The organism is Enterobacter cloacae complex sp. P24RS (genome assembly GCF_014982165.1).
Taxonomy (GTDB): domain Bacteria; phylum Pseudomonadota; class Gammaproteobacteria; order Enterobacterales; family Enterobacteriaceae; genus Enterobacter; species Enterobacter quasihormaechei.
On sequence record NZ_JADCKU010000007.1, the window covers coordinates 108,613 to 132,167 of the forward strand.

The 23,555-nt window shown below is 55.8% G+C and carries 20 protein-coding genes; 7 read left to right on the forward strand and 13 right to left on the reverse strand.

The window, feature by feature from the left end; genetic code table 11:
- The first annotated feature begins 22 nt into the window (after positions 1-22).
- The 3 genes from glnS (at position 23) to chiQ (ending at position 3,908) form a co-directional block, all read left to right on the forward strand.
- Positions 23-1,690, forward strand: a complete 1,668-nt coding sequence (glnS, locus tag INF58_RS09665) for a glutamine--tRNA ligase (RefSeq protein ID WP_193527582.1) — start codon at positions 23-25, stop codon at positions 1,688-1,690.
- 446 nt (positions 1,691-2,136) lie between these two features.
- Positions 2,137-3,534, forward strand: a complete 1,398-nt coding sequence (gene chiP / locus INF58_RS09670) for a chitoporin (protein WP_107534927.1) — start codon at positions 2,137-2,139, stop codon at positions 3,532-3,534.
- A gap of 47 nt (positions 3,535-3,581) precedes the next feature.
- Positions 3,582-3,908: a ChiQ/YbfN family lipoprotein gene (gene chiQ, locus INF58_RS09675; protein ID WP_193527635.1), complete on the forward strand. Its 327-nt coding sequence runs from the start codon at positions 3,582-3,584 to the stop codon at positions 3,906-3,908.
- Between the two features lie 92 nt (positions 3,909-4,000).
- Here the strand turns inward: chiQ and fur are convergent, their stop codons facing one another.
- The 4 genes from fur to ybfF form a co-directional block, all read right to left on the reverse strand.
- On the reverse strand, positions 4,001-4,447 hold the full coding sequence (fur, locus tag INF58_RS09680) for a ferric iron uptake transcriptional regulator (RefSeq protein WP_003858655.1): 447 nt from the start codon (positions 4,445-4,447) through the stop codon (positions 4,001-4,003).
- Between the two features lie 291 nt (positions 4,448-4,738).
- The gene (gene fldA / locus INF58_RS09685; RefSeq protein ID WP_003858653.1) at positions 4,739-5,269 is read right to left on the reverse strand and encodes a flavodoxin FldA; all 531 of its coding nucleotides are present in this window, start codon (positions 5,267-5,269) and stop codon (positions 4,739-4,741) included.
- A 155-nt stretch (positions 5,270-5,424) separates the two neighbouring features.
- Positions 5,425-5,712 carry a LexA regulated protein gene (gene ybfE / locus INF58_RS09690; protein ID WP_063866095.1) on the reverse strand — a complete coding sequence of 96 codons (288 nt, stop codon included), beginning with the start codon at positions 5,710-5,712 and terminating at the stop codon, positions 5,425-5,427.
- A 128-nt stretch (positions 5,713-5,840) separates the two neighbouring features.
- Positions 5,841-6,614, reverse strand: a complete 774-nt coding sequence (gene ybfF, locus INF58_RS09695; RefSeq protein WP_193527583.1) for an esterase — start codon at positions 6,612-6,614, stop codon at positions 5,841-5,843.
- 183 nt (positions 6,615-6,797) lie between these two features.
- Between ybfF and seqA the strand changes: the two genes are divergently transcribed.
- Positions 6,798-7,343, forward strand: coding sequence for a replication initiation negative regulator SeqA (gene seqA / locus INF58_RS09700; protein ID WP_112792607.1), 546 nt, complete (start codon positions 6,798-6,800; stop codon positions 7,341-7,343).
- Positions 7,344-7,367: 24 nt separating this feature from the next.
- Complete coding sequence (gene pgm / locus INF58_RS09705) at positions 7,368-9,008, forward strand: phosphoglucomutase (alpha-D-glucose-1,6-bisphosphate-dependent) (protein ID WP_063449358.1); 1,641 nt, start codon at positions 7,368-7,370, stop codon at positions 9,006-9,008.
- Positions 9,009-9,099: 91 nt separating this feature from the next.
- Here the strand turns inward: pgm and potE are convergent, their stop codons facing one another.
- The 9 genes from potE to kdpF all read right to left on the reverse strand — a co-directional run bounded on the left by potE (position 9,100) and on the right by kdpF (position 21,030).
- Positions 9,100-10,413: a putrescine-ornithine antiporter gene (potE, locus tag INF58_RS09710; RefSeq protein WP_193527584.1), complete on the reverse strand. Its 1,314-nt coding sequence runs from the start codon at positions 10,411-10,413 to the stop codon at positions 9,100-9,102.
- Positions 10,410-12,608: an ornithine decarboxylase SpeF gene (speF, locus tag INF58_RS09715; RefSeq protein WP_193527585.1), complete on the reverse strand. Its 2,199-nt coding sequence runs from the start codon at positions 12,606-12,608 to the stop codon at positions 10,410-10,412. Before speF ends, potE begins: the two co-directional genes overlap by 4 nt.
- A 254-nt stretch (positions 12,609-12,862) precedes the next feature.
- Positions 12,863-12,967: a leader peptide SpeFL gene (gene speFL / locus INF58_RS09720; RefSeq protein WP_003858645.1), complete on the reverse strand. Its 105-nt coding sequence runs from the start codon at positions 12,965-12,967 to the stop codon at positions 12,863-12,865.
- 278 nt (positions 12,968-13,245) lie between these two features.
- Positions 13,246-13,923 carry a two-component system response regulator KdpE gene (kdpE, locus tag INF58_RS09725; protein ID WP_193527586.1) on the reverse strand — a complete coding sequence of 226 codons (678 nt, stop codon included), beginning with the start codon at positions 13,921-13,923 and terminating at the stop codon, positions 13,246-13,248.
- Complete coding sequence (gene kdpD, locus INF58_RS09730; protein WP_193527587.1) at positions 13,920-16,607, reverse strand: two-component system sensor histidine kinase KdpD; 2,688 nt, start codon at positions 16,605-16,607, stop codon at positions 13,920-13,922. The genes kdpE and kdpD overlap by 4 nt, the downstream gene beginning before the upstream one ends.
- Positions 16,608-17,183, reverse strand: coding sequence for a potassium-transporting ATPase subunit KdpC (gene kdpC / locus INF58_RS09735; RefSeq protein WP_193527588.1), 576 nt, complete (start codon positions 17,181-17,183; stop codon positions 16,608-16,610).
- An 11-nt stretch (positions 17,184-17,194) separates the two neighbouring features.
- The gene (kdpB, locus tag INF58_RS09740; protein WP_193527589.1) at positions 17,195-19,243 is read right to left on the reverse strand and encodes a potassium-transporting ATPase subunit KdpB; all 2,049 of its coding nucleotides are present in this window, start codon (positions 19,241-19,243) and stop codon (positions 17,195-17,197) included.
- An 18-nt stretch (positions 19,244-19,261) separates the two neighbouring features.
- Complete coding sequence (gene kdpA, locus INF58_RS09745; protein WP_193527590.1) at positions 19,262-20,941, reverse strand: potassium-transporting ATPase subunit KdpA; 1,680 nt, start codon at positions 20,939-20,941, stop codon at positions 19,262-19,264.
- Positions 20,941-21,030, reverse strand: coding sequence for a K(+)-transporting ATPase subunit F (gene kdpF / locus INF58_RS21095; protein ID WP_080473261.1), 90 nt, complete (start codon positions 21,028-21,030; stop codon positions 20,941-20,943). The genes kdpA and kdpF overlap by 1 nt, the downstream gene beginning before the upstream one ends.
- A gap of 307 nt (positions 21,031-21,337) precedes the next feature.
- Between kdpF and INF58_RS09755 the strand changes: the two genes are divergently transcribed.
- Both INF58_RS09755 and phrB read left to right on the forward strand, forming a co-directional pair.
- Positions 21,338-21,544, forward strand: coding sequence for a YbfA family protein (locus tag INF58_RS09755; protein WP_088207675.1), 207 nt, complete (start codon positions 21,338-21,340; stop codon positions 21,542-21,544).
- A gap of 598 nt (positions 21,545-22,142) precedes the next feature.
- Positions 22,143-23,555 carry a deoxyribodipyrimidine photo-lyase gene (gene phrB / locus INF58_RS09760; protein ID WP_193527591.1) on the forward strand — a complete coding sequence of 471 codons (1,413 nt, stop codon included), beginning with the start codon at positions 22,143-22,145 and terminating at the stop codon, positions 23,553-23,555.

Consider the following 23,555-nt stretch of genomic DNA (forward strand, 5'->3'; position numbering starts at 1 on the left):
TTTACGCTTTGAGGAATCCACGATGAGTGAGGCAGAAGCCCGCCCGAGTAACTTTATTCGTCAGATCATCGATGAAGATCTGGCCAGTGGTAAGCACACCACGGTGCACACGCGTTTCCCGCCGGAGCCAAACGGCTACCTGCACATTGGTCACGCTAAATCGATCTGCCTGAACTTTGGTATCGCGCAAGACTACCAGGGACAGTGCAACCTGCGTTTCGATGACACCAACCCGGTTAAAGAAGACATCGAATACGTTGAGTCGATTAAAAACGACGTGCAATGGCTGGGCTTCAACTGGTCTGGCGATATCTGCTACTCCTCAGACTATTTCGATCAGCTGTATGCCTATGCGGTTGAACTGATCAACAAAGGTCTGGCTTACGTTGACGAGCTGTCTGCTGACGAAATCCGTGAATACCGCGGTACGCTGACTCAGCCCGGCAAAAACAGCCCGTTCCGCGATCGCAGCGTGGAAGAGAACCTGGCGCTGTTTGAAAAAATGCGTGCCGGCGGCTTCGAAGAAGGCAAAGCGTGCCTGCGTGCCAAAATCGACATGGCATCTCCGTTCATCGTGATGCGCGACCCGGTGCTGTACCGCATTAAGTTCGCTGAACACCACCAGACCGGTAACAAGTGGTGCATCTACCCGATGTACGACTTCACCCACTGCATCAGCGATGCGCTGGAAGGTATTACGCACTCGCTGTGTACGCTGGAGTTCCAGGACAACCGTCGTCTGTACGACTGGGTGCTGGATAACATCACCATTCCTGTGCATCCGCGCCAGTACGAGTTCTCTCGTCTGAACCTGGAATACACCGTGATGTCCAAGCGTAAGCTCAACCTGCTGGTCACCGACAAGCACGTTGAAGGCTGGGACGATCCACGCATGCCGACCATTTCTGGCCTGCGTCGTCGTGGCTACACCTCCGCGTCCATTCGTGAGTTCTGCAAACGTATCGGCGTCACCAAGCAGGACAACACCATTGAGATGGCCTCACTGGAATCCTGCATCCGTGAAGATCTGAACGAAAACGCGCCGCGCGCGATGGCGGTGATCGACCCGGTTAAGCTGGTTATCGAAAACTATCCGCAGGGCGAAAGCGAGCTGGTCTCTATGCCTAACCATCCGAACAAACCGGAAATGGGCACCCGCGACGTGCCGTTCAGCGGTGAAATCTGGATCGATCGTGCTGACTTCCGTGAAGAAGCGAACAAGCAGTACAAGCGTCTGGTGATGGGTAAAGAAGTGCGTCTGCGTAACGCCTATGTCATCAAAGCCGAGCGCGTAGAAAAAGATGCGGAAGGTAACATCACGACCATCTTCTGTACGTACGACGCAGAGACGCTGAGCAAAGATCCGGCGGATGGCCGTAAAGTGAAAGGCGTAATCCACTGGGTGAGCGCGCCGCATGCGCTGCCGGTTGAGATCCGCCTGTACGATCGTCTGTTCAGCGTGCCGAATCCAGGTGCGGCGGAAGACTTCCTCGCAACCATCAACCCGGAATCGCTGGTCATTAAGCAAGGTTATGCTGAGCCGTCCCTGAAGGCCGCTGAGGCCGGCAAGGCGTTCCAGTTTGAGCGTGAAGGTTACTTCTGCCTGGACAGCCGCTACAGCACGGCAGAAAAACCAGTATTTAACCGTACCGTGGGTCTGCGTGATACCTGGACTAAGATCGGCGAATAATAACGCTGCTCTGGTCAATGAGAAACAAACGCCGCGTAATGCGGCGTTTTTTTATTTAGCGATCATATCGTTAAGCGCAGGCGAAATTATTATTAGCCAGCAGAACGGGTCAATGAGGTGCTACTTATTTTTCTGAAAAAAGTTTGTTTATTTACGAAAAATGAAAAGGGATAAAAATAGATAAATAGTAATGGCGTTACTTGCTGAAAATCCACCGGTTCCTCGCCAGTACTCGGCTCCTGCTAATTGTTACAAAGCACTACGAAATATGTGCTCTTCGTCATAATCCTGACTTTTGCCTGATTAAAAGCATTGATAATTCGCGTCGCGAAAAATAACCTAAAGACGGTAGTTAATTCGAGGGTATTTCTGACTACCCCTGACCTTTTGGTCTTTTCTGTTTTTCGCCGTTTAAGGCGTTTTAATTCGTCAAAGAGGAATAATCTATGCGTACGTTCAGTGGCAAACGTAGTGCGCTGGCGCTGGCTATCGCCGGTGTGACAGCAATGTCGGGCCTGGTGATTGCGCCAGAGGCAAAAGCAGCAGGCTTCATTGAAGATTCCACCCTCACGGGCGGTATTTATTACTGGCAGCGTGAGCGTGACCGTAAAGACGTCACTGAAAATAAATACAAAACCAACCTTTCTCACTCGACCTGGAACGCCAACCTGGATTTCCAGTCGGGTTATGCCGCTGATATGTTCGGGATTGATATTGCTGCTTTCACCGCAATTGAAATGGCCGAAAATGGCGACAGCGGCCACCCGAACGAAATTGCGTTCTCCTCCAGCAATAAAGCCTACGACGAAGACTGGTCCGGCGATAAAAGCGGTATCAGCCTTTATAAAGCGGCGGCAAAATTCAAATATGGTCCGGTCTGGGCGCGCGGGGGGTATATCCAGCCAACAGGACAAACGCTGTTAGCGCCGCACTGGAGCTTTATGCCAGGTACCTATCAGGGGGCGGAAGCCGGCGCTAATTTTGACTACGGCGATGCGGGGGCGTTGAGCTTCTCCTATATGTGGACCAACGAGTACAAAGCGCCGTGGCACATTGAGATGGACAAGTTCTACCAGAACGATAAAAAAACCAAAGTCGAGTATCTCCACTCTCTTGGCGCGAAGTATGACTTTAAAAACGATTTGGTGCTGGAAGCGGCGTTCGGTCAGGCTGAAGGCTATATCGATCAGTACTTTGCTAAGGCCAGCTATAAATTTGATATCGCAGGTAGCCCGCTGAGTACCAGCTATCAGTTCTACGGCACGCGCGATAAGGTCAGCGATGGCAGCGTAAATGATATCTATGACGGCACCGCATGGTTGCAGGCGCTGACCTTCGGCTACAAGGTCGGCCAGGTTGATTTACGCCTGGAAGGGACGTGGGTTAAGGCTGAAGGGCAGCAGGGATACTTCCTGCAACGTATGACGCCTACCTACGCCTCCTCTAACGGTCGTCTGGATATCTGGTGGGATAACCGCTCTGACTTTAACGCCGACGGCGAAAAGGCGGTCTTCTTCGGCGCAATGTATGACCTGAAAAACTGGAACCTGCCCGGCTGGGCAGTGGGAGCATCCTACGCGTACGCCTGGGATGCGAAACCCGGGGATATGGCAACGCCAGACGCGTACTACGATCCAAACTACCGTCTGAAAGAGTCTTCATACAGCCTGGATGCGATCTACACCCTTCAGGAGGGCCGTGCGAAAGGCACGATGTTCAAACTGCACTTCACCCAGTATGACAACCACTCCGATATCCCGAGCTACGCGGGCGGCTACGGCAACATCTTCCAGGATGAACGTGACGTGAAATTCATGGTCATTGCGCCATTTACCATCTTCTGATGAATGCTGCGGCGGGCGGTGTCCCGCCGTTATGGAGACTGAACATGATGAATAAAAGGGTAATCGTTGCGTTGCTGGCCTTCGGGCTGGTGGCATGCGTGCAGGAGCAGGCGCCGAAAGAGGACTCCAGTCTGAAAGAGGCCTACAGCGCGTGCATCAATACCGCACAGGGTTCACCTGAGAAGATTGAGGCCTGTCAAAGCGTGCTGAACGTGCTGAAAAAAGACAAAGCCCATGAGCAATTCGCCACGCAGGAAAACGTTCGCGTGATGGATTACCAGGCCTGTATTCAGGCGCGTAAAACCGGTAACGATCAGGAAGTGGCGAAGCGTTGCGATAATATCTGGAACGAGATACGCAATAACAATAAATAAGTTGCTTTACGCCCGGTGGCGCTGCGCTTACCGGGCTTTTTTCAGTCAAAAAAAAGCCAACCTCACGGCTGGCTCAGAGTATGAACACTCACTTATTTTGCGTCGTGCGCATGTTCATTTTCGCGGCAATCCCCTTCAGCGCAGTGACCATACAGGTACAGGCTGTGGTTAGTCAGGCGGATGCCATGACGGGCGGCGATTTCACGCTGGCGTGATTCAATGGAATCATCGCTAAATTCAATGACCTTGCCACAGTCGAGGCAGATCAGGTGATCGTGGTGGTGCTGCTGAGTCAGTTCGAATACGGACTTGCCGCCTTCGAAATTATGACGAGTAACAATGCCCGCGTCGTCAAACTGGTTCAGCACACGATAGACGGTTGCCAGCCCAATCTCTTCACCCATATCGATAAGACGCTTGTAAAGGTCTTCCGCACTGACATGGTGATTGTCTGGCCCCTGAAGCACTTCAAGGATTTTTAACCGAGGAAGCGTTACTTTCAGGCCAGCTTTCTTTAATGCGGTATTGTTGTCAGTCATGCGGAATCTGTCCTGTTGCTAAACGATTCACTTCAAAAGAAGAAGTGACAGAAAATGCACTTGGGATAATGCGTCTCATTATAGAACTGCCATGCCTAAATGAAAACTGCAAGTCTCAAGCAAAGTATGCTTATAAAAACGTGGTATCACCAACAAACTTGTTCGATGGCACCCACTTTTTACCAGGGGGATATTGTACAGGTCTGAGCGAAAAAGTTAAAAGTTTGTAGCAATTAATTTAATCGGTTTTACCTGGAAAACGGGCGCAACCGGAGCTGCGCCGCAGGGATATCAGGCGTTAAGGATATCGTCCAGGTTCAGCTCTTCGCGAACCTGCTTAACCCATTTCTCTACGCGCTCAGCGGTCAGCTCTGGCTGGCGGTCTTCGTCAATGGCCAGGCCAACAAAGTGATCGTCATCTGCCAGACCTTTAGAAGCCTCGAAGTGGTAACCCGCCGTTGGCCAGTGACCGACGATCGCCGCGCCGCGTGGCTCAATGATGTCGCGAATGGTGCCCAGCGCATCACAGAAATACTCCGCATAATCTTCCTGATCGCCGCAGCCGAACAGGGCAACCAGCTTGCCGTTGAAGTCAACTTCTTCCAGCGTCGGGAAGAAATCGTCCCAGTCACACTGGGCTTCACCGTAGTACCAGGTCGGGATGCCCAGCAGCAGGATGTCATAGCCCTCGAGATCTTCTTTGCTGCTCTTGGCGATGTCATGCACATCAGCAACGTCTTTACCGAGCTGTTTTTGAATGTTTTTTGCGATATTTTCAGTATTGCCGGTATCACTGCCAAAGAAAATGCCGATGATTGCCATGAGTAAAATAACCTCTTGAAACTTAATGGTATGGTGGCGCAAATTGTCCACGGATAAGGGCAATAATAGCAGAACAGACAACCCTGCGGAAACAGCTATCACGCAGGACTGCACTCTGTGCTACATCAAAAAGGTAATATTGAGGATTTTCTGACTCACGCCTTGCCGCGTAACGTCTCAAGCTGGGCGATCAGCATCTCTTCGATCAGTTCGCTGCGGCTGATGTTGCGCGCGTCAGCTAACGCGTTAAGCGCATCGACGGCATCGGCATTCAGCTTCAGTTCGACACGCTTAAGCCCACGATTTTTATCGCGTTTAAGCTGGTTGCGTTTATTGATACGCAGCTGTTCATCGCGCGAAAGCGGATTCGTTTTCGGTCGTCCCGGTCGACGCTCATTCGCGAACAGATCTAGTGTCGTACGGTCCGTTTGTTCTTTGGCCATGATTCTGAGACTTCGGGGGATACACGCCGCCCTGCTAATGCCCGGGCGATAAGCGCGCCATCATACATCACCCAAATCCACACGCCAACGACTGGAAGCCCGTCGTCTTCCGGTCGCTGGCTTTTTAATCAATTCGCGGTATCAGTGAGATAGCGGCGAATGGCGCGCAGGACGGCGTCAGGTTTTTCTGCATGTACCCAGTGCCCGGCACCGGCAATGACGTGAGCGCGTGCCTGCGGGAATTGCGCCAGCAGCGCGTCACGGTACGCATCAGTAACGTAAGGAGAGTTGCCGCCACGAATGAAGAGGGTAGGGTGCGGCCAGGCGGGGACGGTTTCCCAGCCCACAATATGCGGATACTGATCCCACAGGACCGGAACGTTAAAGCGCCATTGTCCGTCGACAAATGATTTCAGCAGAAACTGCACCACGCCTTCTTCATCGAGATGCTCGCGCATAACGGCAGCCGCCTGCTGGCGTGTGGAGACGCCTGACGCCGTCACGGCGTTGATGGCAGCGAAAATCTCATCGTGACGGCGAACGTCGTAATTGACGGGCGCAACGTCAATGACCACCAGCCCGGAAATCCGCTCGGGGGCCAGGGCGGTGAGCGCCATCACCGCTTTACCGCCCATTGAATGCCCGATGAGCGTCGCTTTCTGAATATTATTCGCATCGAGGGTGTCCAGCAGATCCTGCGCCATGGCCGCGTAGGTCATCGTTTCCGAGCGCCCGGAAAGACCGTGATTTCGCATGTCAACCTGAAGGATCTCATGATCGGTCACTAAATCGCGCGCCAGCACGCCCAGGTTATCCAGGCTACCAAACAGGCCGTGAACCAGTACGATGGGAGAATTATTGTTCGGCGATTGTGCAGTTTGCGCTCGGGTATTCAATTTCATGGCAAAGTTCTTTTTTTAGGTTTGTCAGGTTAGGGTATCATGTTGACCATTCTGCCGCCCGGGGGCAAGGATCCAGTTTAATCTGACTTTTGCCGCCAACCTGGTTTGACGCTATCCGCTGTTGGGATTTGAACCTATAATCTCAACGACTTGTATTCAGATAAGATATCGCACTGGATTAAGATGAAAACAATCGAAGTTGATGACGAACTCTATCAGTATATTGCCAGCCAGACGCGGCATATTGGGGAGAGCGCGTCCGACATTTTACGGCGCATGCTTAAAATTTCCGCCGCCTCACAGCCCACTCCCGTCACTAAAGATGTCGTGTCTCAGCCGAGCGTTGTTGCACAGGTAAAACCTGCCGTCATGCCGGCAAAAGACAAAGTGCGCGCGATGCGTGAACTGCTGCTGTCCGACGAATATGCCGAGCAGAAAAAGGCGGTTAACCGCTTTATGCTGGTGCTGTCTACACTTTACTCACTGGATCACAGTGCCTTTGCTGAAGCGACAGAGTCGCTGCACGGCCGCACCCGCGTTTACTTCGCAGGTGACGAGCAGACGTTGCTGCAAAATGGCAATCAAACCAAGCCCAAACATGTTCCCGGTACGCCATACTGGGTGATCACGAATACCAATACGGGCCGCAAGTGCAGCATGATCGAACATATCATGCAATCCATGCAGTTCCCGGCGGAATTGATCGAAAAGGTTTGCGGTACAATTTAACCCTTGCATCAGAAGGACCAGGCAATGGCAAATCACAGCCGTGCAGGACAACCTGCACAACAACGCGATTTGATTAACGTCGCTCAACTGACCGCGCAGTACTACGTGCTGAAGCCGGTCGTGGGCAACGCAGAACACGCAGTGAAGTTTGGTACATCTGGCCACCGCGGCAGCGCGGCGCGCCACAGCTTTAACGAACCGCACATTCTGGCCATTGCTCAGGCCATCGCGGAAGAGCGCGCGAAAAATGGCGTCACCGGTCCGTGCTATGTTGGGAAAGATACCCACGCCCTGTCTGAACCTGCTTTTATCTCCGTGCTTGAAGTGCTGGCGGCAAACGGCGTAGACGTGATTGTTCAGGAGAACAACGGTTTCACGCCAACGCCTGCGGTGTCTAACGCTATTCTGGTTCACAACAAAAAAGGGGGCGCGCAGGCTGACGGCATTGTGATCACCCCGTCCCACAACCCACCGGAAGATGGTGGCATCAAGTACAACCCACCTAACGGTGGCCCGGCAGATACCAACGTCACGAAAGTGGTGGAAGATCGCGCCAACGCATTGCTGGCAAATGGCCTGAACGGCGTGAAGCGTATCTCGCTGGATGAAGCCATGGCCTCCGGTCATGTGAAAGAGCAGGATCTGGTGCAGCCGTTTGTGGAAGGGCTGGCGGATATCGTCGATATGGCCGCGATCCAGAAAGCTGGCCTGAAGCTGGGCGTGGATCCGCTGGGCGGTTCCGGTATCGAATACTGGAAACGCATTGCCGAGCATTACAAGCTGGATCTGACCATCGTGAACGATCACGTCGATCAGACGTTCCGCTTTATGCACCTGGATAAAGACGGCGCAATCCGCATGGACTGCTCCTCCGAATGCGCAATGGCTGGCCTGCTGGCGCTGCGTGACAAGTTCGACCTGGCGTTTGCCAACGACCCGGACTACGACCGTCACGGTATCGTTACCCCGGCAGGGTTGATGAACCCGAACCACTACCTGGCCGTTGCTATCAACTACCTGTTCCAGCACCGTCCGCAGTGGGGCAAAGAGGTGGCGGTTGGTAAAACGCTGGTCTCTTCCGCCATGATTGACCGCGTGGTCGACGCACTGGGCCGTAAGCTGGTGGAAGTGCCGGTGGGCTTCAAGTGGTTTGTTGACGGCCTGCACGACGGCAGCTTTGGCTTTGGCGGTGAAGAGAGCGCGGGTGCATCCTTCCTGCGCTTTGACGGCACCCCATGGTCAACCGATAAAGACGGCATCATCATGTGCCTGCTGGCGGCGGAAATCACCGCAGTTACCGGTAAGAACCCGCAGGAACATTACAACGAGCTGGCGGAACGTTTTGGCGCGCCAAGCTATAACCGTATTCAGGCGGGCGCCACGTCTGCGCAAAAAGCAGCCCTGTCAAAACTGTCTCCGGAAATGGTCAGCGCCAGCACGCTGGCAGGTGACCCGATCACCGCGCGTCTGACGGCGGCTCCGGGCAACGGCGCGGCCATCGGCGGCCTGAAGGTGATGACCGAAAACGGCTGGTTCGCGGCGCGTCCATCCGGTACGGAAGATGCGTACAAAATCTATTGCGAAAGCTTCCTCGGCGCTGAACACCGTCAGCAGATTGAGAAAGAAGCGGTAGAGATTGTCAGCGAAGTGCTGAAAAACGCGTAAGTGCGGTTTGTGTGCCGGGCGGCATTGCGTTTGCCCGGCCTACAACAGCGATCGTAGGCCCGGTAAGCGTTAGCGCCACCGGGCTTTTTTTTTAACTATGCTTGTTCTTCAGTTCAAATCTCGGCGACACCAGACCGTACAGCGTCCAGCCCATAAAGGTCACCATCGCGCCATACAGCATTGCTTCCTGGCCGGACGAGTAGAGCGCGTAGAAGCTATAGATCGCGCCAATCAGCGCCACGATATTGGCCACCCGGGCTTTGCGCGGATCCACCTTCGCCACCTTCTGAATAATCACCAGCGCCGCCATCGACAGGATGTACGGAATGATGTTCGTCACCACCGCCAGGTTGACCAGCACGTTAAACTGGCTGTTCAGCGACGGGCTGATGGTCATGAGCGACAAACCGCTCTGGAAAATCACAATCGCCAGCATGCCCTGTACCGGCGCATCCGCTTTGGTGACGCGGGAGAAGATTTTCGGGAAATACCCTTCGTCAGCTGAGGATTTAAACACCTGAGCGATGGTGAACTGCCAGCCCAGCAGCGAGCCGCAGCAGGACATCACCATCAGCCCCATGATGACTTTCCCCACCTCCGGCGTAAACATCTGCGCAAACGCCAGCCCGAACGGTGCCGTGGAGTTAGCCAGATCCATGTTGGGCACAATCCCCGCAATCACGTTGGTCGAGATGATGTAGATCACCGCCGCGCCCAGCGTTCCGCCGAGAACCGCGATGGGTACGTTCTTCTCCGGGTTTTCCACCACTTCAGCATTCGCACAGGCCGATTCCAGACCGAGAAAAGCCCACAACGTCATGGCGATGGACGAGCCCACGGCGGTGAAGAACGGCACGTGGTGCGGGTTCCAGGAGTTGGCGTACAGCGTCGGGCTGAACCAGAACCAGCCGATGATGCACAGACCGACCACCGGGATGATCACGCCCCAGACGGTAATGCTGCTGAGTTGTCCGGTGATGCGCGCGCCGCCAAAGTTGGCGACGGTACAGATCCACAGCACGCCGATGGTTGCCAGCCCTATCTGCACCGGGGTCAGCGTCGCGCCAAACAGCTCCGTGCCGTAACCGACAGCGGAAATGGCTATCGCCACGTTAGCGATCAGCAGCGACACGCCGTAGGTGTAGTTCGCCATAAAGTTACCGGATTTACCGAACGCATATTCGGCATAGCCCCCCATCCCGCCTGACTTGCGGCTGAACATTCCGCACTTGGCAAACGCCCACGCCAGCGCCATCGAGCCCACGGCGGTCACGAGCCAGGAGATAATCGAAATGGTCCCCACCTCAGCAAGCTTGGTAGGCAGCATGATGATCCCGGAACCCATCATGTTCACCATGGTGAGAATAGTGAGTTGCACTACGCCCATCTTGTTAGCTTTACTCATAATTTTTCTCCTTTCAGCAGCGCTGGCTGAGCGGCAGGTTGTTTGATGACGTAGCAGCGCACCTCTTTGCGACCGTCACGCTCTTCGACGTAAACCCCCTGTAACTCCGGCGCAAAGCCCGGCAGCAGGTTGATTCCGTCTTCCAGTGCGGCAAAGTAGCGCAGCACGGAACCGCCCCAGACTTCACCCGGCACCACGCACAGCACCCCCGGTGGGTAAGGCAGCGCACCTTCGGCGGCGATACGGCCTTGTGCATCGCGCAGGGAGACCAGTTCGACCTCACCGCGCAGGTACGCGTAGTTCGCCTCCTGCGGGTTCATCATGACGCGCGGGAAGTGAGACTTACGGAACATCTCTTTTTGCAGTTGTTTCACATTGTGGCGGGCATAAAGGTCATGCATCTCCTGACAAATCTGGCGCAGGGTGTAATCCGCGTAACGATCCGGATGTTGCTTACAGAGAGAGGGCAGAACCTCTTTTAGCGGCACATCGCTCTGGAGCAGTTTTTCGAAGCGCACCAGCTGGGCGACGAGCTGCTGCAATTTGCCCATGTCCTCCGCCGGGGTGAGCAGGAAGAGAATGGAGTTGAGGTCGCATTTTTCCGGCACGATGCCGTTTTCACGCAGGAAGTTGGCAAGGATGGTGGCGGGCACGCCGAAATCTTCGTACTCACCGGTACGGGCGTTGATGCCCGGCGTGGTCAGCAGCAGCTTGCACGGATCGATAAAATACTGATGCTCGGCATATCCCTCGAATGCGTGCCAGCGCTCGCCCGGGACGAAATGGAAGAAGCGCAGATCGGTGGCGATTTCCGCCGTATCCCAGCTTTCCCACGGACGGCCGTCCACCGTCTCCGGCACGAACGGGCGAATAAACTGACAGTTCTGAAGGATCAGTTTCCGCGCGTCGATACCCGTCACGACGCAGTCCATCCACATGTTGCGCCCACTTTGCCCCTCGTGCATGCGGGCGTTGATATCCAGGGCGGCAAACAGCGGATAAAACGGGCTGGTGGAGGCGTGCATCATGAAGGCGTTGTTGAGTCGCTTATGCGGGACATAGCGCGGCTGGCCTTTGATATGGCTGTCCTTCTTATGGATTTGCGAGGTTTGCGAGAAACCCGCCTGCTGCTTATGCACCGACTGGGTAACCAGAATGCCCGGATCGTTTTCGTTCAGCTCCAGCAGCAGCGGCGAGCAGTCGGCCATCATAGGGATAAACTGCTCGTAACCGACCCAGGCGGAGTCAAACAGAATGTAGTCACAGAGGTGACCAATCTTATCCACCACCTGACGGGCGTTATAAATGGTGCCGTCGTAGGTGCCCAGCTGGATCACCGCCAGGCGGAACGGACGTTCATCCCGCGCGCGGCCAGGCGCGACCTCTGACACCAGCTCCCGCAGATAGCTCTCTTCAAAGCAGTGCGCGTCAATACCGCCGATAAACCCGTACGGGTTGCGCGCCGTTTCGAGATAAACCGGCGTCGCTCCTGCCTGTAACAGCGCGCCGTGGTGATTAGATTTATGGTTATTGCGATCGAACAGCACCAGATCGCCCGGCGTGAGCAGCGCATTGAGCACCACCTTGTTGGATGAGGAGGTGCCGTTCAGCACGAAGTAGGTTTTATCGGCATTAAAGACCTTTGCCGCATGCTGCTGGGCGATGCAGGGCGCGCCCTCGTGGATCAGCAGATCGCCCATTGCCACATCGGCGTTGCACAGATCGGCGCGGAATAGCGTTTCGCCAAAGAAATCGACAAACTGATTCCCCGCCGGATGGCGGCGGAAGAACTGGCCTCCCTGGTGCCCCGGGCAGTCAAACGCGCTGTTCCCCTGCTGGACGTAATCGACCAGCGCGCGGAAAAACGGCGGGCGAAGCTGGGTTTCGTACTTCTGCGCTGCCGCTTCAAGCTGGCGTCCATAGAATTCATTGCTGGTGTCAGAGTACTCAAAAACGCCGTGAATACGGGACAAATATTCAGCCGGAACCCTTTCTTCTTTATGGGTGGCAATAAACACCGGAATACCAAATCCCGTGGCGTTTATTTCTTCTATGGCGCCAGTGAAAATATCGCTGACGGCCAGCACCACGGCTGCCACATCAATATAGTCCGATGCGCTGACATCCACAATTTCACGCGACGTGGTAAAGCATTCAGGACAGGCACGGCTGACGGCAATTTTTAACGTTTTCATCTTTTTCTCTTTATTTCAGGCAATATGGGGCCCTCGACTTCTTGCAATAAAGAAATCGATTATTTCCGGGAAAAAAAGCAAAGCGTGGCCGCTGATACGAAATCAGTTAATTGCTTTTTGCTGAGTAGAATTCAGTCCGCCCGGTTGCGGAGAATCTGAATGGCAGAAAGTAAGCGCAGGAGTTCACAGGCAAGCGCCTGTAAAATAGCAAGTTTCAGGAAGACCTGTAAGCAGATGCGCCAGAAGTCGAAGGACTACCGGGCGTTGAAGAGATGAAAGTCAAAACAGTTACGGTGGGCAAACATCATGATATGTGTTGTCCGCCTTATATGGGGCATTAAACGATTATTGTTTTCCATGTTCAGTTTCCTTTCAGTAATTGAAAGCACGGTCATTTTATCCAGGAAAAAGGGATTAACTGTGAATCAGATCACCATTAACCGATCATTTAAGAAATAATTAGTCGTTTTTGATGAATAGCGCAGATCAAAATGCTGTTTTGTTGGCTTGATGTTAAATTGGTGTTTGAATTGTGTTTGGGAAGGACGAATATAGCCATGAAAATAACCTCTGCATTATTTTCATGGCATATTCAGGGGGATGGTTTTCTTTATTTAAGGTCGATTTGAATACTTATTCAGATCATAAACCGATAGCCAATACCGGTTTCTGTTAATAAATGACGCGGACGCGCGGGATCGGCTTCAAGTTTCTGGCGAAGGTGTCCCATATAAATGCGTAAATAGTGACTATGCTCAACAGCATTCGGCCCCCAGACCTGGCTTAAGAGCTGTCGCTGCGTTAGCACTTTTCCATGGTTGTTGAGCAGCACGGCCAGCAGACGAAATTCGATGGGCGTGAGGTGAACCTCTTCTTCTCCCCGCACAATGCGGCGGGCAGCAAGATCGACGCGGATATCGCCAAAGGCGTACACCGGATCAGAAGGGGTTGTGGCACTGTGTCGGCGCAGCGCCACACGAAGCCGGGCCTGTAGCTCGCCAATGCCAAACGGTTTAATCAGATAATCATCCGCTCCGGCATCCAGCGCGGCGATTTTATCCGCCTCTTCGGTGCGGGCTGAAAGCACCAGAATCGGCATCTGGCTCCACTGACGCACTTCGCGAATAAAATCAATGCCGTCGCCATCCGGGAGCCCCAGATCCAGAATCGCCAGGTCCGGCTTGCGGGTCGCGGCTTCGATTAACCCCCGTTGAAGCGTACCGGCTTCATGAACGCGCAAACCGTCGCCTTCCAGCGCGGTACGCAGAAATCGGCTGATAGCGAGCTCATCTTCAACAATCAGAACGTTAATCACATATCCTCTGGTAAATCATCAAGTTCTGGTGGAGTTTCAAGAGGAAGTGTAACACAAAAGCGTGCGCCACCTTCCGGGCGGTTCTCGGCTGAAATGGTGCCGCCATGCACGTCGACAATCGCCTGGCAGATCGCGAGCCCCAGCCCAACGCCCGGAATGGCGGATTCCTTATTGCCGCGCGCAAATTTTTCGAAAATGGCGCGCTCCTGACCCGCCGGAATACCCGGCCCGGTATCCCAGATCTCAAGCCGCAGCGTCTGCGTATCTACCCCGGCGGCGATCCCAATCTGCGCTTTTGCTCCGGCGTATTTAGCCGCGTTTTCCAGAAGATTAATCAGGACGCGCTCAAACAGCGGGCCATCGACGTGAATCAGCGTCAGGGGTTCCGGCATGTCCAGCGCAATATGGCGTCCACCCAGACCCGGCTCCAGCATCTTCAGCGCGCTGCCGACAACCTCTTCAAGCGTAAGCCACTCTTTTTTGAGGTTAAAACCGCCGGACTGAATGCGCGCCATGTCCAGCAGGTTATTCACCAGGCGCGTGGTATTCAGCACGTGCTGGCGAATTTCGCTGGCCTGTACCGCGTGATTCGACCCTTCCGCCGCCAGATCCAGCGTGAGAATTTCGGACTGACCAAACAGCACGGTGAGCGGGGTGCGCAGGTCGTGGGAAAGCGCCGCCAACAGCGAGTTGCGGATGCTTTCACGCTCGCTTGCCAGCCGCGCCTGCTCTTCGCTGGCGGTAAGCGCCAGCCGCTCAAGGGCGCTGGCGACCAGCAGGGTGAAGGTTTCCAGCAGGCGCTGCTGCTCGGGGATCATCAGCTGGCGTTGGTTAGACGGCTCCACGATGACCAGCCCGTGGTTTTTATCCGCGCTGCGCAGCGGCAGGATCTGGTAAGGCACGCCGGGCAGGGTGTCGGTTCCGGCACCGGCGGGTAACCCTTTGTCGAAGCTCCAGCGGGCAATCGCTTCATCCCACGGCGTCATGCCCGAAGGCGAGGTAAGCGGGCGAAGATGTCCGTGCTCGTCAGGGAGTAAAATCAGGTTGCTGGCATGAAACGTTGAGCGGATAAACTGCTCGCTGGTCTGGACGATATCCTGCTGCGTGCGGCCGACCGCCAGCGATTTTGACATTTCGTAAAGATGTCGCGTGCGCTGCTCGCGGTAGCGGGCAATGCGCGCCTGGTAGCGCACGCCCGCCGTCAGGTTCCCGATCACCAGCCCGACGGTAAGCATCACGGCAAAAGTCAGAATGTACTGCACGTCCGAGACGGCAAGCGTCCCGCGTGGCGCAATAAAGAACAGATCGAAGCTGACGACGTTGATCACCGTTGCCAGAACCGACGGCCAGCGGCCGTAAAAGAGGGCGACCACGACGACGCCCAGCAGATAAATCATGACCAGATTGGCGGCGTCGAAGGCGATCAGCCACTGGCTGGCAATCACCGTAATCAGGGCGCAGAGCACCACGGCCACCAGGCAGCCGCGGATCTGCATGCGCCACTTATCGCCAAAAGCGCGGGCGTCCGGCGCGCGGTTGGGCAGGGGAGCGGGTCTGTCATCCAGCGCGACGATGACTAAATCGAGATCCGGCGCGCGGCGGGCCAGCCTGTCGGCGAAAGATTCCCGGCTAAACCAGCGGCGATGCTGGCGACGCCCAATGACAATCTTGCCCAGGTTGTGCTCACGCGCGTAGCGCAGAATGGCTTTATCTTCCTGCGGATCGGAAAGGGTTGCGGTTTCCGCGCCCAGCTCCTGAGCCAGCCGCAGCGCGCTCAGAATGGCGCGGCGCTGATTCTCAGGCAGGGCGTGAAGCTGCGGCGTTTCGACGTATACCGCGTGCCAGACGCTGCCAAACTTTGCCGCAAGCCGGGCGGCGGTGCGGACCAGCTTTTCATTGCCGCTGCCGTGGCCAATGCATAACAGAATGGCGTCCCGCGTGTGCCAGACGCGCTCTCGCCCCTGTAGGTCTCGCCAGGCGCGCATCTGATCATCAACGCGATCGGCAGTGCGGCGCAGGGCCAGCTCGCGCAGAGCAATCAGGTTTCCCTTGCGGAAGAAATGTTCGATGGCGCGTTCGGCCTGGCCGGCAATATACACCTTGCCTTCGTGCAGGCGCTGGCGCAGGTCATCCGGTGGCAGGTCAACCAGAACGACCTCATCGGCAGAATCAAAAAACGGATCGGGAACGGTCTCCCGTACCTGAATGCCGGTGACGCCGCTCACCACGTCGTTCAGGCTTTCCAGATGCTGAACATTCACCGTGGTGAAGACGTCGATACCGGCTTCAAGCAGCTCCTCAACATCCTGCCAGCGCTTCGGATGACGCGAGCCCGGCGCGTTGCTGTGCGCCAGTTCGTCCATCAGAATGAGCGCAGGTCGGCGGGCGAGGGCGGCATCCAGATCGAACTCCATGACCAGCCGCCCGCGATGGTTAATGCGCTGGGGCGGCTGCGTCGCCAGCCCCGTCAGCAGCGCCGCCGTCTCTTTGCGACCGTGGGTTTCCACCACGCCGATGAGAATATCAAGCCCCTGCGCCCGCAGCCGCTGGGCTTCCGTCAGCATGGCGAAGGTTTTCCCGACGCCCGCACAGGCACCGAAAAAAATTTTCAGCTTGCCGCGATGGGCTTCCGCCGTCTGTTCAAGCAGCCTGTCCGGATCCGGGCGCATGGGCTCGTCGGTCATTTAGTTTTTCCTTAGCGCGTCCAGCGCCAGATTCAGCTCAACAATGTTCACTACCGGCATGCCGATGAAGCTGACCAGCGGCTTTTGCGTGTGCTCTGCGACCAGCTTGCTCACCTGTTCGACGGTCAGCTGGCGGGCGGCGGCCACGCGCGGAATTTGCCACGCCGCCGCGTCCGGCGTCAGGCTGTAGTCCAGCCCGCTGGCCGACGCGGTGACCAGTTCAACCGGCACCTCACGGCTGGCCTGCGGATTGGCGGCGCGCAGGGCGGCAACGCGTTCAGCGATGGCTTTATCCAGCGCGGGATTGCTGCCTGCCAGATTGCTGCCGCCGGACGCCATTGGATTATACGGGCTTTCCGCAGTGGCGGAAGGGCGTCCCTGGAAGTAGCCTGCGCCCGTGAAGTTCTGCCCAATCAGGCGCGAGCCCCGGTTTTCACCGTTCTGGATAATCAGCGAGCCGTTGGCCTGGTCCTTAAACCACCACTGGCCGAGCGCCGTGGTCACCAGCGGGTAAAGTCCGCCGGTAATCAGAGACAGCAGAATAAACAACAGTATAGCGGGACGTAACATCGTCATTTGATTCACCTTTAAACCAGCCCAAACAGCGTTAACAGCACGTCGATAACCTTGATCCCGATAAAGGGCACCACCAGTCCACCCAGGCCGTAAATCCACAGGTTGCGGCGCAGCATGGCGGCGGCGGTCAGCGGCTTATAGCTCACCCCTTTCAGCGCCAGCGGGATGAGGAAGACAATGATCAGGGCGTTGAAAATCACCGCGCTCATGATGGCCGACGCCGGGGAGTGCAGGTGCATCACGTTCAGGGCGTTTAGCTGCGGATAGGTCGCCGCAAACGCTGCCGGGATAATGGCGAAATACTTCGCCACGTCGTTGGCGATGCTGAATGTGGTCAGCGAGCCGCGCGTCATCAGCATCTGTTTGCCGATGTGCACCACTTCGATCAGCTTGGTCGGGTTCGAATCGAGGTCGACCATGTTGCCCGCCTCTTTTGCTGCCTGCGTACCGGAGTTCATCGCCACCGCCACGTCGGCCTGCGCCAGCGCCGGGGCGTCGTTAGTGCCATCGCCCGTCATCGCCACCAGACGGCCTTCCGCCTGATACTGGCGAATGAGTGCCAGCTTGGCTTCCGGCGTCGCTTCGGAGAGAAAATCATCCACGCCCGCTTCAGCGGCAATGGCGGCCGCGGTGAGGCGGTTATCCCCGGTGATCATCACCGTTTTGATGCCCATCTTGCGCATTTGGGCGAAACGCTCCTTGATACCGCCTTTAACGATATCCTTCAGGGCTATCACGCCCAGCACGCTTGCTCCTTCCGCCACCACCAGAGGTGTCGCCCCCTGACGCGCCACGTTTTCAACCAGCTTGTCCACCTCAGGCGGGAAGTGGCCATTGTTTGCCTCAATATGTCGACGAATGGCGTCAACCGACCCTTTACGGATCATCCGGTCCTGAATGTTGATCCCACTCATCCGGGTTTGCGCGGTGAACGGCACGAAGGTGGCGTGCAGGCTCTGCACGTCGCGCTGGCGCAGGTTGAAGCGCTGCTTGGCCAGGATCACGATGCTGCGGCCTTCCGGCGTTTCATCGGCCAGAGAGGAGAGTTGCGCCGCATCCGCCAGCGTTTTTTCATCCACGCCGGGGGCGGGTAAAAATTCAGATGCCTGACGATTCCCCAGGGTAATGGTCCCGGTTTTATCCAGCAGCAGCACGTCTACGTCACCCGCCGCCTCCACGGCGCGTCCGCTGGTGGCGATAACGTTCGCGCCCAGCATGCGGCTCATCCCCGCCACGCCAATCGCGGAAAGCAGGCCGCCGATCGTCGTGGGGATAAGGCACACCAGCAGGGCCACCAGCACGGTAACGCTGACCGCCGTGCCGCCGTAGGCGGAGAACGGCCACAGGGTCGCCGTTGCCAGCAGGAAGACGAGGGTAAGCGCCACCAGCAGAATGGTCAGGGCAATTTCGTTCGGCGTTTTACGACGCTGTGCGCCTTCGACCATAGCGATCATCCGGTCGAGGAAAGTTTCGCCCGGGTTAACGCTGCACTGGATCACCAGCCAGTCGGAAAGAATGCGGGTCCCGCCCGTTACGGAGGCGAAGTCGCCGCCGGACTCGCGGATCACCGGGGCGGATTCCCCGGTGATGGCGCTTTCGTCCACCGATGCGCCGCCTTCAATGACCTCCCCGTCGCAGGGGATGATGTCGCCGGCTTCCACCAGCACCACGTCACCTTTACGCAGTTCATCCGCAGGAACGTGATCTATCTCCGCGCCATATTTCGGTTCACGTAATTTGCGCGCGAAAGCGGTCTTTTTTACCCCTTTCAGGCTGTTGGCCTGCGCTTTACTGCGGCCTTCTGCCAGCGCTTCGGCGAAGTTGGCGAACAGCACGGTAAACCACAGCCACAGGCTGATGGCGCCCGTAAAGGCTGCATTGCCTGCCAGGTGGCCCGTTCCCATGGCAATCGCCAGCGCGGTGGTGAGTAAGCTCCCCATCCAGACGATAAACATCACCGGGTTATGCCACTGCACGCGCGGGCTCAGTTTTTTTACCGCATCCATAAGGGCCTGACGAACTAAGGACGGTTCGAGCAGGGCCAGTTGTTTACGACTCATGACAAATTCTCCGCAAAATCAGCGTAAAGAGAGAGTTTCCGCAACCGGGCCTAACGCGAGGGCGGGGATAAAGGTCAGGGCGCCCACCAGCAGGACGGTGCCAATCAGCAGGCCGACGAACAGCGCGCCGTGGGTCGGTAACGTACCGGCGGTGGTCGGCTGGATTTTCTTATTCACCAGTGCTCCAGCGATTGCCATGACGGGAATAATCACGCCGAAACGACCAACGAACATGCAGAACGCCAGCAGACAGTTCCAGAACGGCGAGTTGGCGCTTAGCCCGGCAAAGGCGCTGCCGTTGTTGTTGGCGGCGGACGACACGGCATACAGCACTTCGCTAAAGCCGTGGATGCCCGGGTTAAAGATGCCGCTGCGGCCTGCCTCGGTCATCAGCGCCAGGGCGGTACCGAGCAGCACAAGGGCGGGGGTGACCAGGATTGCCAGCGCGGTTAACTTCATCTCGCGAACGTCGATTTTTTTACCGAGATACTCCGGCGTGCGGCCAATCATCAGCCCGGCGATAAACACCGCCAGCAGAACGAACAGCAGCATGCCGTACAGCCCCGAGCCGACCCCACCGAAGACCACTTCGCCAATCTGCATCAGCCACATCGGAATCATGCCGCCGAGCGCGGTGAAAGAGTCGTGCATGGCGTTCACCGCCCCGCAGGAGGCCGCCGTGGTGACCACCGCATAAAGGCTGCTGGCAAGAACGCCGAAGCGGCTCTCTTTGCCTTCCAGGTTAATATTGCTGTTGGCCCCCAGCGGCATGAAGTGGCTGTTGCCGTTCCATTCGGCCCACATCACCAGGGCTACGCAGACCACGAAGATGAGCGTCATCGCCCACAGCAGCGTGCGGCCCTGGCGGCGATCGTTAACCACATCACCAAAGGCGAAACAGAGCGCGGTGGGGATCAGAAAGATCGCCAGCATCTGCACAAAATTGGTCAGTGCCGTTGGGTTTTCAAACGGATGTGATGAGTTGGCGTTGAAGAAGCCGCCGCCGTTGGTGCCCAGCATCTTGATCGCTTCCTGCGATGCCACCGGCCCCATCGGCAGAAGTCCCCCGGTTCCTTCAAGCGAAGTGTAAGGGGTATAAGGCAGCAGGTTTTGCAGGGTGCCTTGCTGAATAAAGAACAGGGCAATAAGCAGCGCAACAGGAACCAGGATCCAAAGGGTAATGCGCGTGACATCAACCCAGGCGTTGCCGAGCGAGCTGACATTCTGGCGGGCAAACGCGCGCGTCAGGGCGAAGATCACCGCGATACCGCTGGCCGCAGACAGAAAGTTTTGCACGGTTAACCCGACCATCTGGCTGAAGTAGCTGAGCGTCGTTTCACCGGCGTAAGACTGCCAGTTAGTGTTGGTCACAAAGCTGACCGCCGTGTTCAGCGCCAGGTGCCAGGATAAACCCGGTAGCCGTTGCGGGTTCAACGGCAGGCTCCCCTGGAGCATGAGCATCGCAAAAAGGGCAATAAGCCCCACGATATTCAGCAGCAGTATCGCCATCAGATACTGACGCCAGTTCATTTCCCGGTCGTTTATACCTGAAACGCGCCAGAGCACATTTTCAATCGTTCTCGTGCCCGGCAATGGCGCGTTGCCGATCAGCCGCGCCAGCGCGGTTCCCAGCGGCCTGGAGAGCACAAACAGCACCAGTAAAAAGCTGGCAATAAGCAAAAACGCCTGAGCAGCCATCAGAATGCCTCCGCATTAATCAGGGCATAAATCAGATAAGCCATTAACAGGAACACCAGCACGATGCCGGCAATCAGACCTGCACTCACACTCCACCTCCGGGTGACATTTGTAATGGTGCTAACGGTAGGATTTACGGCGCAAAGATTTCGCAAAAATCGGGGGGAGGGGTGTAAAAAAAGTATAAAAATGGAAAGCCCACAATTTAACTATTGATAAGTAAATCGTTAACTTTTTTGTAACTTAATTACGGCGTGAGTGTAAATATTCACTAAATGGATGAAAATAAGTGGTCGGATGAGTAGTAAAATTACACGCAAAGCGATATTATTTTATCCAGCTCACAAATTTTGAATTTTCCGGATGACGTTTCCGGCCAACTATAGGGGAGAAAATATGGATCTTTATAAAGAGTATCCGGCTTATATCGTGTTCATGCGTCGCACTTTCGCCGTAGTGGCTGGCGTGCTGGCCCTGCCGGTGATGCTATTCTGGAAAGATCGCGCACGTTTTTACAGCTACCTGCACCGCGTCTGGGCGAAAACCAGCGAAAAGCCGGTGTGGATGGATCAGGCCGAGAAAGCAACCTGCGATTTCTACTGATACGACGCGACATCGTAGCCATAAAAAAACCGCCAACGACAATGTGGCGGTTTTTTTGTCCCTCGGCATTCGCGGTCCGTTGGGTAATCTTGCAGCCCCTACCCGGGATTTTTATCATACCCTTCTTTGAAAAGTTCGCAATCCACTGCACCTTTATAAATTCCTAATTTTATTGAAATAACTTACTTTTGGCGTTGGTGTTAATTATGATGCCACGTCCCTTTCCGCCATCTCGCAAATGGGCATCGGTCCTGGGAAAGGTGTATCCATAGCCGTAAAGCAGCCCGCCTACCCGGGCTTGTGTCCACCGATTGATCACCGGTGGTGATAGGTGGAGCGGTTAGCAGCAGGGACCGCATAGTGAAACGCTATTTATGCATTGCGTTCATTGTCGCCAGCGTACTCGTTGTAAAGAGTGATAAACCAGATGTGTTTGTTGCCTTTACCTCGATAGCGCAGGACAAGTAGCGTTAAGGCCGCCTCGGGCGGCCTTTTTTATTTCATCCCGTCTACACTTCATGGCAAAGTAGTTCAATGCGTGCCTTTTTCCTTTTACGGCATGCCCTTACGGACATAATGGACAATTGCCAGGAGTTTTATGCCCACCCATCTGGTTTGGTTTCGCGCGGATTTACGCATTCACGACAACATCGCTCTCGCGGCGGCCTGCCGCGCCAAAGACGCGAATGTGCTGGCCCTGTTTATCGCCACGCCAGAGCAGTGGCAGCAGCATGATATGGCGCCCCGGCAAGCGGCTTTGCTCAGCGCGTATCTGAATGACCTGCAACATTCTCTGGCCGAAAAAGGCATCCCGCTTATCTATGAAGAGGTGAACGATTTTGCCGCACAGCTTCAGACGGTGCAGGCAATCTGTAAGCAGCACGCGGTAACGCGTCTTTTTTACAACTACCAGAACGAATTTAACGAGCAGCAGCGCGACCGTCAGCTGGAGAAAACCCTTACGGGCGTGGTTTGTGAAGGCTTTGATGACAGCGTGATGCTCGCGCCGGGCAGCGTGATGACCGGCAATCACGAGATGTATAAAGTTTTCACGCCGTATAAAAATGCGTTTATCAAGCGCCTGAAAGAGGGGCTACCCGAGTGCGTTTCCGCGCCAGCCGTGAGAGGGGATACGATAACGGATCTGCCTGAAATCACAGTGAATTATCCTCAGCAGTCGTTTGATGAAGCGTTATTTCCTGCCAGCGAGAAAGCGGCTATTGCCCAGTTGCGTCAGTTCTGCAAGCAGGGGGCGGCACAATACGAGGCGCGTCGGGATTTTCCAGCGATTGAAGGCACCAGCCGCCTGTCGGCCTGTTTAGCGCTGGGCGTGCTCTCTCCGCGCCAGTGTTTGCATCGGCTGCTGGCGGAACAACCTCAGGCGCTTGACGGGGGCGCGGGCGCTGTGTGGCTGAACGAACTGATTTGGCGTGAGTTTTACCGTCACCTGATGACGTATCATCCTGATTTATGTAAACATCGCCCCTTCATTCGTTGGACCGAACAGGTACAGTGGCAGTCGAATGATAAGCTGCTTCAGGCATGGCAGCGTGGACTCACCGGCTTCCCGATTGTTGATGCGGCTATGCGGCAGCTCAACGAAACCGGGTGGATGCATAACCGTCTGCGAATGATTACCGCCAGCTTCCTGGTGAAGGATCTGCTTATCGACTGGCGAACCGGAGAGCGTTATTTTATGTCTCAGCTGATCGATGGCGATCTGGCGGCGAATAACGGCGGCTGGCAGTGGGCGGCCTCCACCGGAACGGATGCGGCTCCCTATTTTCGGATCTTCAATCCGACCACGCAGGGACAACGATTTGATGCTGACGGCGAGTTTATCCGTCGCTGGGTACCTGAGCTTAAGGATGTTCCCGCCAAAGCCATTCATGAACCCTGGACATGGGCGGATAAACAGCGCGTTACCCTGAACTATCCCCGTCCGATTGTCGACCATAAACAGGCGCGCGTCGCCACGCTGGCGGCGTACGAAGCCGCCCGAAAAGCTTGA